Here is an 11905-nt window from a genome sequence, read left to right as displayed (position 1 = left end):
GATCAGCGCCATCCACAACGCCATTGAGAACATCTTGCGAATTGCCGGATTGTCGTTGCCGCGCAGCAGATGCCATGCGCCGGATGCGCCGACAAAGAAGGCGCTGGCGAGGAACGCCGCCACCGACATATGGAACAGGCGATAGGGGAACGAAGGGTTGAAGATGATTTTAAGCCAGTCCTCCGGCACCACAATTCCGTTCTGGATCAGGTAGCCCTGCGGGGTATGCATCCAGCTGTTGGAAGCGAGGATCCAGAAGGTGGAGATCAGGGTGCCGAGCGCCACCATACAGGTCGCAAAAAAGTGCAGACCCGGACCGACGCGGTTCCAGCCGAACAGCATCACGCCGAGGAAGCCCGCTTCAAGGAAGAAGGCGGTCAGGACTTCATAGGTGAGCAACGGACCGGTAATACTGCCCGCAAACTGCGAGAAGCCGCTCCAGTTCGTCCCGAACTGATAGGCCATCACCAGACCCGAGACCACGCCCATACCAAAGTTAACGGCAAAGACTTTGGACCAGAAGTGATAAAGATCGCGATAGGTTTCGTTACGACTTTTCAGCCACATCCCTTCGAGCACGGCCAGAAAGCTGGCGAGACCGATGGTAATGGCGGGAAAAAGGATGTGAAAGGAGACAGTAAACGCGAACTGTATCCTGGCCAGGTGAAAGGCGTCTAATCCGAACATTGCTTACCTCGTTGCCACATATAACACCATATATTTACTTATAGTTAACAACCAAAGCACGGCGTTAATATTTACGCTGTACTTAAGCCAATTGTTGACGCGAATTTATAAGAACTCGCGCCTGACAAACAGAAACAGTCTGGGATGCAAAAACTATAACAGCGTTTTTTGATTTTGGTCATTGTTTTTGTCCGCAATTACCTATTTTAGCGCAATCTTTTAGGTTAATTCACAGGCGCCAATGTGACATCTTTGTTATTTATTGTTGCATGATTACAGCGGAGAGGAGTGAGGGTGGCGCAGCGCCTGTTTAGTGGCGCAACGCGCTGTTATGGCATGTTATTTTACCTATATCCACAGCTGAAAAGCGGTCAATTTTGCAGTCAGGTTCGGCGCTTAATGAAAGCAAATTAAGCATTTAGGGCATTAAGAATTCTGTTTAAGGCGTTACGTTTAAAAAACGCGATTTATCTCTTCCAGCCATTATCGTTATTTCCGTCACGCTTAATTAACGCCGCACCCTGACATGAAATAAAGTTGTTAATAACAAACAGCGGTTGCGCAGCGGGAATATAGCAATCAGCGCCACGTTTTATTCAGGGCGAATATCGCGCTCCCCTTCCCTGCTGTGGCGCTGCCGTGGGAGAAAGCCGTCAGGCTTTTTCCCGCTGCGCCAGAATCCGGTCCACGTTGAGCTCCAGCCAGTCCGCCAGGCCGACCACCTGTCCTTCAAGTTCGCGGCCGAGCGGCGTCAGGCGATAGTCTACATGCGGCGGCACGACGTTATAGGCGATGCGCTCGACGAAGCCGTCCTCTTCCATATGGCGCAGCGTCTGCGCCAGCATGCGCTCGCTGACGCCGCCGACCGCGCGGCGCAGTTCGCTAAAGCGCAGCGTGTCATTACGCAGCGCGAGAAAAATCAGCACGCTCCAGCGGCTGGTAACGCGCTTAAGCACTTCGCGCGACGGGCAGTTGACGTTGAGCAGTTCGCCACGGCTAAATTTTTCACTCATCTTTTCAGACATTTAATCTCTTTTCTCTAAACTAACAAAGTTGTAAGTACTTACTAAAAGTTAGCTTATCTCCTACTCTTGCTTTCGACAATGACAAACGCACAGGAGAGAGAAAATGATTGCAGTGACAGGCGCAACCGGCCAGCTAGGCCGTCTGGTTATCGAAGCCCTGCTAAAAAAAGTGCCGGCGGAGCAGATCGTCGCCGCCGTGCGCTCGCCGGAAAAAGCCGCCGATCTGGCGGCGAAAGGCGTGACGGTGCGTAAGGCGGACTACGGCCAGCCGGATACCCTGATGTCGGCCTTTTCCGGCGTGGACAAGCTGCTGCTGATCTCCGGCAGCGAAGTGGGTCAGCGCGAAGCGCAGCATAAAGCGGTGATTAACGCGGCGAAATCGGCCAGCGTAACATTCATCGCCTACACCAGCCTGCTGCACGCCGACAGCTCGCCGCTGGGCCTCGGCGCCGAACATCGCGCCACCGAAGCGCTGCTGCAGGCCTCCGGCATTCCGTTCGCGCTGCTGCGCAACGGCTGGTACACCGAAAACTACGCGGCCAGCATCGCGCCGGCGCTGACGCATCACGCCTTTATCGGGTCGGCTGGCGAGGGACGCATCGCCTCCGCGGCGCGTCGGGATTACGCCGAAGCGGCGGCGGAGGTGATCAGCCGCGACGACCAGGCGGGCAAAATCTATGAGCTGGCGGGCGACGACAGCTATACGCTGGCGGAATTCGCCGCAGAGATTGCGCGCCAGTCCGGCGAGCAGGTGGAGTACGTCAACCTCTCTCCCGCCGAATTCGCCGCCGCGCTGAAAGGCGCCGGCCTGCCGGACGGCCTGGCGGAGATGCTGGCGGATTCAGACAGGGGCGCGTCGCAGGGCGGCCTGTTCGACGGCTCGCGCAGCCTGAGCAAACTGATCGGCCGCGCCACCACGCCTTATCAGGAGGTCATTAAGGCGACGCTGGCGAAATAAGGCTAAAACGGGAGCGCGCCGCGGTTTCCACGCTCGCGTCGCGCCTCTGACGCAGCACAGGGAGCGTAGGCTGCGGAAGGAATCTCAGGATACATTGCACGGCGAATCGCTCCTGATATTTTCCTCTCCGACGCCGCCTGTAGCGCTCGGACGGGGAAACCAGCGGCTGAAATACCACATGACCAAGAGGGTGCTATGTCTCTGTTTTCTGAATTTCGTCTGAAAGACGTTACGCTGCGCAACCGCATCGCGGTGCCGCCTATGTGCCAGTACAGCGCCGAGCAGGGCCTGATCAACGACTGGCATCGCGTGCACTACGCGGCGCTGGCGCGCGGCGGCGCGAGCCTGGTGATTGTCGAAGCGACCGCCGTTTCGCCGGAAGGCCGCATCACCCCCGGCTGTCTGGGCTTATGGAATGACGCGCAGGCCGAGGGGCTGGCGCAGGTCGCGCAGGCGATCAAAGCGGCGGGCGCCGTGCCGGGCATTCAGATCGGCCACGCCGGCCGTAAAGCGAGCGCCAACAAACCCTGGGAAGGCGACGACCATATCGCGGCTGACGACGGACGCGGCTGGGAGACCCTCTCCCCTTCCGCCGTCGCCTTCGGCAACAACCTGCCGCAGGTGCCGCGCGCCATGACGCTCGACGATATCGCGCGCGTGCGCAATGACTTCGTGCAGGCGGCCATCCGCGCGCGCGACGCAGGCTATGAGTGGCTGGAGCTGCACTTTGCTCACGGCTATCTGGCGCAGAGCTTTTTCTCGGTGCACGCCAACCAGCGCACCGACCAGTACGGCGGCGACGCCGCGGGCCGCAGCCGCTTCCTGCGCGAAACTTTCGACGCGGTGCGCGAAGTCTGGCCGGAAAACCTGCCGCTAACCGCGCGCTTCGGCGTGCTGGAGTATGACGGACGCGACGAAGAGACGCTGGCGGAAGCGATCGACCTGACGCGCTACTGGCGCGCCAACGGTCTGGATCTGCTGAGCGTCAGCGTCGGCTTCTCTACGCCGGACGCCAACATTCCGTGGGGCACGCCTGCTTTCCTGGCGCCGATTGCCGAGCGCATTCGCCGCGAGGCGGATATCGCCGTCGCCTCTGCGTGGGGTATCGACGCGCCGCAGATCGCCAACGGCACTATCGAGAAAGGCCAGCTTGATCTGGTCATGGTCGGCCGCGCGCACCTGAAGAATCCGCACTGGCCATATCAGGCGGCGCTGGCGCTCGACAAGCCGCAGCCGTCATGGGTACTGCCTGCGCCGTACGCACACTGGCTGGAGCGCTACCGCGTCAGCGAGTAAAGCTGCATCGCCTGTCGCGCTTACCCTGGTGCCCTCACTCGAGGGCACCGCGGTTAACTGCGCAAAAATGCCACAAATCGCTCAATTCACAGCGCAGCGGCAACGTCGCTTTTTGTCAATTTTTGCCGCTTTTTTTCAACTCCCCACGATTTATTTTTCTTTATGAAAGATTACTCCTAAATAGATGTTTTAAGCGCAGCGCGTTATTTACTTGATAACCAGAGCAATTCCGCTAAATAACCCATTGATAGACAATTTTTATTACGTTCATAGATATTCTGCATTGTTGTTTGCGCCTGCCATAAGTCTATAATTTTTCTTTTATGAACCCCCAGACTCAAGGAGGCCGCTATTAATACTTATCGCCAGCAACTCAACGCATTGGATGAGGTTCGCAAAGGGGCGGAAGTTGAGTATCAATACGATCCCCACGAGCTCAAGCTTGATCGTATGCAGGATTCCGAGCCGGAACCGGAGCTGATTGAAGGCCTACCGGCGCCAGACGCGCTCACGCCTGCCGATCGCTACATGGAGCTGTTCGAGCATGTGCAGATGTCGCGCATCTTCGAAGACAGCAAAACCTTTCCGGACTGCTCGCCTAAATACGATCCGCTGGACGTTTTAATGCGTTATCGTCGTCAGAAACGCAGCCGCGATTTCGATCTGGCGCGCTTTGTGGCGGACCATTTTTATTTACCGGCGATAAACGAAAGTTTTTATGTTTCGAATCCAGATAAAACGCTGAACGAGCATATCGATGCGCTGTGGCCGGTGTTAACCAAAATGCCGCAGCAGCATTTGCCGCATTCGTCTCTGCTGCCGCTGCCGAAACCCTATGTCGTGCCTGGCGGTCGCTTCGGCGAGACCTACTACTGGGACTCCTACTTCACCATGCTTGGCCTGGCGGAGAGCGGACGCGACGATTTGCTGCGCCATATGGCGGACAATTTCGCGTGGCTGATCGACAACTACGGCCATATTCCCAACGGCAACCGCACTTACTACCTGAGCCGCTCGCAGCCGCCGGTCTTCGCGTTGATGGTGGAGCTGTTTGAAGAAGATGGCGTGCGCGGCGCGAAACGCTACCTCGACCAGCTGATGAAAGAGTATCAGTTCTGGATGGACGGCGCGGGCGCGCTGATGCCGCGTCAGGCCTACCGCCACGTGGTGCGTATGGCTGACGGTTCGCTGCTGAACCGCTACTGGGACGACCGCGATACGCCGCGCGACGAGTCATGGATTGAAGATGTCGAGACGGCGCGTCACTCCAGCCGACCGGCGAGCGAAGTGTATCGCGATCTGCGCGCGGGCGCGGCCTCCGGCTGGGACTACTCTTCCCGCTGGCTGCGCGATCCGAAACGTCTGGCCAGCATTCGCACCACGCAGTTCATCCCGATCGATCTGAACGCGTTTCTTTACAAGCTGGAGTTGATGATCGCCACGCTCTCCCATGCGAAAGGAGAAGAGCTGACCGCGCTGGCGTGGCAGAAGAAGGCAGAAGCGCGCAAACGCGCCATCAACCGCTACCTGTGGGACAGCACGGCGGGCGTCTATCGCGACTACGACTGGCGCCGCGAGCGCTTCGGCGCCTTTACCGCCGCCGCTGTGGTGCCGCTGTTTGTCGGTATTGCAACGCCAAAACAGGCGCACCTGCAGGCTATCGCGCTGCGTCAGCTGCTGCTTACCAGCGGCGGCCTGGTCGCTTCAATGGTCGAAAGCGGCGAGCAGTGGGACAAGCCCAACGGCTGGGCGCCGCTGCAGTGGATGGCGGTTATCGGACTCAATCAGTACGGTGAAGAGACGCTGGCGACGGAGATCGCAGTCAACTGGCTTACCACGGTGAACAATTTCTATCAGCTGCACCATAAGCTGGTAGAGAAATATGACATCAGCGGCGATCGCGCCCGTCCCGGCGGCGGTGGCGAATATCCGCTGCAGGACGGCTTCGGCTGGACCAACGGCGTCACGCGTCGCCTGATGGCGATGTATGGCCACCTGATGACCTACTAGCCCATTCCCGCGCTGGCGCAAAGCTTATGCGAAAAAGGCGTTTAGCGCGTCCCTGACGCGCTTTTATCATCATTCTGATGATAACTCTCTGACAGGAACGCCCATGAAACCCTTTAATCCGTTACCGGGCGGTGTGCTGTTGCTCACCGCCCTTTTCTCGTTCGCGACGCACGCAGATGAAACTCTCCGCATCGGCTATCAGAAATCCTCCACTCTGCTGACGCTGGTCAAGCAGCGCGGCGATCTCGATAAAGCCCTGGCGGCGCAAGGCGTAAAGGTAAGCTGGCATGAATTCTCCAGCGGACTGCCACTGCTGGAGGCGCTCAACCTCAATAACATCGATCTTTCGGCCGACGTCGCCGACACCGTGCCGCTGTTCGCCCAGGCGGCGGGCGCGAACCTCACCTACTATGCGCGTGAAACCCCGTCGCCGGCGGCGCAAGCGATTCTGGTGCCTGCCGATTCGCCGATCAAAACGCTACAGGCGTTAAAAGGGAAAAAGATCGCCGTGACCAAAGCGGCGGGCAGCCACTATCTGCTAATCGCTGCCCTTAAGAAAGCCGGATTGAGCTTCAGCGACGTTTCGCCCGCCTGGCTGACGCCCGCTGACGGACGTGCGGCCCTGGAGAACGGCAGCGTCGCCGCCTGGGTTACCTGGGAGCCTTACGTCACTAGCGCGCAGGTAGAACAGCACGCGCGCGTGCTCGCCAGCGGCAACGGGCTGGCGAACTATCAACGCTACTACCTTGCGTCAACGCCCTATGCCAGCGCGCATCCGCAGGTGCTGAACGGCGTCTATCGGGCGCTGAAGCAGGAAGCCGCCTGGCTGAAAGCGAATCCTGCTCAGGCGGCGGCACTGCTTTCGCCGCTGTGGGGCAAACTGCCCGCTGCGACGATTGAGAAGGCGAATGCCCAGCGCAGCTACCAGGTGGAGCCGGTAAAGAAAAGCGATCTGGCGGAGCAGCAGATCATCGCCGATGCCTTCTACGATGCGAAGCTGCTGCCGACGCGCATCGATGCGCAGTCGCCGGCCGTATGGCAGCCCGAAGCGCCCTGATCTTTTCGCTGGCTCAGCCGAGCCAGCGCCTTTGGCATGTCCCTACGCTAGAAAGTAAGTACATACTTTCAATAAGCGGCCTGATATATCTGGATTGAAGCGGAAATCTATATTCTCACTGCTTCCTTACGTCTTATCCCGTTCTCTTTTCATCACGCGCCGGCGATATTTAAGATAGTTTTTCAAACGCTATTACCGTGCGCTAAGTTGCTGTAATCAAGGCAATGTTAATGCGCGTATCTCTCAGGCATAGCCTAATCAAACACCCAGCGACCACTTGCTGTACAGGCGGGTAGTTATCCGCTGCGGCTATTTCTTTTTTTCTGGGTAAAAAGGGTGGTTTCCATCAGGGTTGCGACCTTCATTTTACCGCGGTAAAAAAGCGCTTGCTTGCTCACGCCAATTTCATAAAAGTTGGACGCCCTATTAAGCAAAAGTGGCATGCAAAATGCATTTTTCTATTCACAGCAAGGAGTTAGCTAAATTTTATTTTTTGCCTGCTGCAGAATTCAAATGCCGTTTCCTCTCACATAATTGTACAAGTTGCAGAGCCTTGTATAAATTAAAGCGCTTTTCAATAATCGATATCGGTCGCGCTGCGCCAGGTAAATGTGAAAGTTAACTTTCATGCTGCGCCAGTCTTACAAAAAACAATAAAAAAAACCGGACAGGGAAAAGACCGTGTCCGGTTTAATTATGGCGATCCTGACTTTCAGAGAAAGACAGGAACATGCTCTTGTCAGGTGTGTTTCGCAAGGAGAACTAAAAGAGAAAAAAGATGACTCACCCGCGGTCAGATGTCGACAGCCATTACATCTAACTTACTGATATTTCAGCTACGACGGCTAATCTTACCTCCTTTCCGCCCGGCTTCGATTGCGCGCTCAGGGTTATTTTTGAAATTGCCGCCGCTCTTCTGGCCGCCTTTTCTACCTGCTTCTGCTGCACGCTCACGATCCACCGCAAAGTTCCCGGCTCCACCACGATATTGAGACATACTGTGTTCCTCTTAAGGATTAATAATAAAAATATCACAGCCTACGCTTCATCAGCGTCGATGGCGCAGGGTTAAATGTAGCTTTTAAAAATAATGGATCAAGTATTGGTTGCCAGCGAATTAAAAAAAGTTGTCGGCAATAACAAACAAATCAACGTGCCAACTATTTCTTGAGGAAATCATGTTTCCCCGTTATCAGCATGTAAAAATCCTCGAATCCTTCCCGTTATTCAGCCTTATAAAGGCGTAAAAGAATGCTATTTAACCTTCTCTGTGTAGAAATAGCATTATTTAAGCGAAGCGTGAAAAGGCGATCCGAAACCCTATTTAAGCGAAGCGAGTGATCATAAAATGATCGATTCGGCAATAAAAATAGGATAATTCCTCACGGGATAAGCGAGGCGTAAATGGTTAATAAAGCGAGGCGGTATAAAATCTCATTCCATAAGCTAAGTAATTAAAAATGATCAATAAATAGCCTGAGGTTTAGTTTATTGAAGATAGGGTTTACCGAACGTTATTTGGCGCGCGCTCGTTAAGCGGAACGGTAAATAAAAAAACGCCCGTACGGGCGTTTAGCGTCAGATTTACAAAAAGCGCGATTAATGCTGCTGTAAAAACGCCAGCAGGTCCTGATTAAGCTGCTCCTGATGCGTTGCGGCAAAACCGTGCGGGCCGTTGTCGTAAACCTTGAGCTCCGATCCGGCGATCAGCTCGTGCGCCAGCTTGCCGGTCGCTTCGAACGGCACGATCTGGTCATTGCTGCCGTGAATGATCAGCGTCGGTACGTCTACTTTCGCCACGTCGCCGCGGAAATCGGTTTGAGAGAAGGCGGTAACGCAGTCGATAGTGCCTTTCAGCGACGCCAGCAGCGCGATATTCAACGTCTGCGTCAGCACGCCGTCGGAAACGGTCTGCCCGGCGTTGATGCCATAAAACGGCGTGGCGAACTCTTTGATAAACTGTGCGCGGTCTTTCCGCAGCCCGGCGACAATGCCGTCGAACACCGCTTTTTCCGGCCCTTCCGGGTGATCGGCGGTTTGACCGAAGATCGGCGTGACCGCGCCGAGCAGCACCAGGCTTTTCACTTTTTCCGTGCCGTAGCGCCCGATATAGCGCGTCACGTCGCCGCCGCCCATAGAGAACCCCACCAGCGTAACGTCGTTCAGCCCCAGATGTTCAATCAGGCCGTGAATATCCTCGGCGAAGGTATCGTAGTCGTAACCTTCCCACGGCTGATCGGAACGACCAAAACCACGACGGTCGAAAGCAATCGCACGGTAGCCGTTTTCGGCCAGGTGAACCAGCTGGCTCTCCCACATATCAGCATCAAGCGGCCAGCCGTGGCTGAACAGAACCGGCCGCCCTTTGCCGTAATCTTTGAAGTAAATGCTTACGCCATCTTTCGTCGTGAAGGTGCTCATATCGGGTCTCCGTTATCAGTGAGGTTGTGTCTCGCTAATCAAGCTAACCTGGAAGTACCGTAAAACCTAAAGCAGAAATTTTAATAAGTCGTTAAAGAATTTTAGCGACCGACGTTGTGAAAAAATCCTGGGCAAGTTGTCGCAGATATTCCGCTATCAAGCCTGGCAGAGCGCCCGTAATGTTCCAGCTATCGCTACTTAATCACGCTGCGCTAACCGGCGCGGCCGGAGACAGAAGATGAGCCAGAATATTACCCCCACGCCTGCGGGCGGCGCGTTCTCCCCTTTTCGCTACGCGATGTTCGCCCTGATATGGAGCGCTTCGGTGCTGGGCAATACCGGCAGTTTTATCCGCGACGTCGCCAGCTCCTGGCTGATTACCGGCCTGTCGGATAATCCTGCGGCAGTGGCGCTGATGCAGACCGCCGCCACGCTGCCGGTGTTTTTGCTGGCGCTGCCGGCGGGCGTGCTGTCCGATATTTTTGACCGTCGCCGCCTGCTGATTGCGATTCAGATACTGATGGCCAGCGTTAGCGGCGCGCTGCTGATCCTCTCTCACAACAACTGGCTGACGGCGGAGTGGCTGATTGGGCTGACCTTCGTCGGCGGCATTGGCGCGGCGCTGTTCGGGCCAGCCTGGCAGGCGATTGTGCCGGAACTGGTGCCGCGCCAGGAGATGAAAAACGCGGTCGCGCTTAACTCGCTCGGCATTAATATCGCGCGCGCCATCGGTCCGGCCACCGGCGGCCTGCTGCTGGCGAGCCTTGGCGCGATGGCGGCCTACGGCGCAGATGTCGCCAGCTACTTTATCGTTATCGCCGCCCTGCTGTGCTGGAAGCGACCGGCGAAAGTGCAGGATGAGCTGAACGAGCACTTCTTCGGCGCCTTCCGCGCGGGACTGCGCTACGTCAAAGCGAGCCGCGAGCTGCACCGCGTGCTGTTTCGCGCCGCGATGTTCTTTATCTTCGCCAGCGCGCTCTGGGCGCTGCTGCCGCTGGTGGCGCGCCAGCTTCTGCAGGGCACGGCGGGTTTTTACGGCATGATGCTCGGCGCGGTGGGCATCGGCGCGATTGCCGGCGCGCTCATGCTGCCGCGTCTGCGCGCCAGCATGAGCGCCGATGCGCTGCTGCTGCTTGCCGCCGCCATTAACGGCCTGGTGATGCTTGGCTTAGCCCTGACGCCGCCGCAGTGGCTGGCGCTGATGCTGATGCTGGTGCTGGGCAGCGGCTGGATCGTGGCGCTGACCACGCTGAACGGCGTCGCCCAGGCGGTGCTGCCGGACTGGGTGCGCGGCCGCGGGCTGGCGGTCTATCTGATGGTGTTCAACGGCGCGCTGGCGGGCGGCAGCCTGCTATGGGGCCTGGTGGCGCAGCAGGCGGGCGTGGTGGCGACGCTGGTGGTCGCGGCCGCGGCGCTGATGCTGAGCGCGCTGCTGCTGCGCCGCAAAACGCTGCCGCAGGGCGAAGCGGATCTGCAGCCCGCGCTGCACTGGCAGGAACCGGCGGTGGCGCAAAGCATCGACGCGCGTCGCGGTCCGGTGATGGTGCAGATCCACTACCGCGTGGCGGAAGAGGATCGCCCCGCCTTCCTGGCGGCCATCAATAAGCTGGCGCTGGCGCGTCGTCGCGATGGCGCTTACGCCTGGGGCGTCATGTCGCATACGGAAGACGCGGCGTTGATTCAGGAGTGGTTTTTGGTGGAATCCTGGCAGGAGCATTTGCGTCAGCATCAGCGCGTATCGAAAGCGGACGCGGCGCTGCAGGCGGCGGTGCTGGCGTTCCATCAGGACGAGGGCGCGCCGAAAGCGCATCATTTTATCTCGCTCTAGCCTCAGGCGCGCGGCGCGGCGGCCGCGCGCCTGTCGCTCAGGGCGCGGCGTAGATGTCGCGCAGTCCCTCCAGGGTTTGCAGCCTTTCGCGCCACCAGCGTGCCGTCCGCCAGATGCGGCGCGGCGAGATAGCTCGGCAGATAGCCGCATCCCAGGCCCGCCAGCTGCGCCTGCAGCTTGGCATGGAAGTCGTGCACGCTCAGCGTTTTCTGTTCGTCCAGCACGCGCAGATCCACGCCGACGCCGTGGCGCGAGGAGTCATGCACCGTGACCGCGCGATACTGGCGGATCTGCTCGCGCAGCAGCGGCTCCGGCATCTGCGCCAGCGGATGGGACGGCGCGACGGCAAAAACATAGTCGAGCCAGCCCAGCGCCACGCAGCCGATATCTTTGCGCGTCGCCGGCTCCTGCACCGCGCCGAATACCAGATCCGCCTCGCCGTAGCTCAGCGCCTCCCAGCAGCCCGCCAGCACGTCCTGACGAAACTGCAGCTGCGTATGGGGATGCTGCTGATAGAACTCGTCAATCAGCGGCGACAACAGGGAAAACGGCACCGAGGCGTCGACGCTAATGGTCAGGTTGCTCTCCCAGCCGCTCTCGACGTAGCGCGCCTGCTGCTCCAG

General features: G+C 57.9%; 10 protein-coding genes. 5 read left to right on the top strand and 5 right to left on the bottom strand.

All coding sequences use genetic code 11. The features are described 5' to 3' along the window. Together HA46_RS20060 and HA46_RS20055 are read right to left on the bottom strand one after the other, a co-directional pair. A partial coding sequence (locus tag HA46_RS20060; RefSeq protein WP_143807691.1) for a cytochrome ubiquinol oxidase subunit I occupies positions 1 to 687 on the bottom strand: 687 nt, incomplete at its 3' end. 653 nt (positions 688 to 1340) lie between these two features. Continuing rightward, complete coding sequence (locus tag HA46_RS20055) at positions 1341 to 1712, bottom strand: winged helix-turn-helix transcriptional regulator (protein WP_084886388.1); 372 nt, start codon at positions 1710 to 1712, stop codon at positions 1341 to 1343. A 103-nt stretch (positions 1713 to 1815) separates the two neighbouring features. Between HA46_RS20055 and HA46_RS20050 the strand changes: the two genes are divergently transcribed. The 4 genes from HA46_RS20050 to HA46_RS20035 all read left to right on the top strand — a co-directional run bounded on the left by HA46_RS20050 (position 1816) and on the right by HA46_RS20035 (position 7033). Beyond that, a complete protein-coding gene (locus tag HA46_RS20050; protein WP_033792172.1) occupies positions 1816 to 2670 on the top strand; it encodes an SDR family oxidoreductase in 855 nt (284 codons plus the stop codon). 195 nt (positions 2671 to 2865) lie between these two features. Further along, a complete protein-coding gene (locus HA46_RS20045; protein ID WP_084886384.1) occupies positions 2866 to 3966 on the top strand; it encodes an NADH:flavin oxidoreductase/NADH oxidase in 1101 nt (366 codons plus the stop codon). Between the two features lie 351 nt (positions 3967 to 4317). Continuing rightward, complete coding sequence (locus HA46_RS20040) at positions 4318 to 5976, top strand: alpha,alpha-trehalase (protein ID WP_033792175.1); 1659 nt, start codon at positions 4318 to 4320, stop codon at positions 5974 to 5976. A 103-nt stretch (positions 5977 to 6079) separates the two neighbouring features. Then, on the top strand, positions 6080 to 7033 hold the full coding sequence (locus HA46_RS20035) for an aliphatic sulfonate ABC transporter substrate-binding protein (RefSeq protein WP_033792176.1): 954 nt from the start codon (positions 6080 to 6082) through the stop codon (positions 7031 to 7033). An 832-nt stretch (positions 7034 to 7865) separates the two neighbouring features. On the opposite strand, the gene HA46_RS20030 is transcribed toward HA46_RS20035, so the two are convergent. Continuing rightward, entirely contained in the window at positions 7866 to 8030 is a 165-nt protein-coding gene (locus tag HA46_RS20030; RefSeq protein WP_071997459.1) for a con-10 family general stress protein, read from the bottom strand. 602 nt (positions 8031 to 8632) lie between these two features. Next, the gene (locus tag HA46_RS20025) at positions 8633 to 9454 is read right to left on the bottom strand and encodes an alpha/beta fold hydrolase (RefSeq protein ID WP_033792177.1); all 822 of its coding nucleotides are present in this window, start codon (positions 9452 to 9454) and stop codon (positions 8633 to 8635) included. A 238-nt stretch (positions 9455 to 9692) separates the two neighbouring features. Between HA46_RS20025 and HA46_RS20020 the strand changes: the two genes are divergently transcribed. Next, on the top strand, positions 9693 to 11282 hold the full coding sequence (locus HA46_RS20020; RefSeq protein ID WP_084886379.1) for an MFS transporter: 1590 nt from the start codon (positions 9693 to 9695) through the stop codon (positions 11280 to 11282). Positions 11283 to 11284: 2 nt separating this feature from the next. Here HA46_RS20020 and HA46_RS20015 read toward each other — a convergent pair. Then, positions 11285 to 11905: LysR substrate-binding domain-containing protein (locus HA46_RS20015; protein WP_244277557.1), on the bottom strand; the 621-nt coding region annotated here is incomplete at its 5' end.

It is taken from the genome of Pantoea septica (assembly GCF_002095575.1).
GTDB classification, from domain to species: Bacteria; Pseudomonadota; Gammaproteobacteria; order Enterobacterales; family Enterobacteriaceae; genus Pantoea; species Pantoea septica.
Note: the sequence above shows the minus strand (reverse complement) of the source record. Positions and strands in the feature narration are given on the sequence as shown.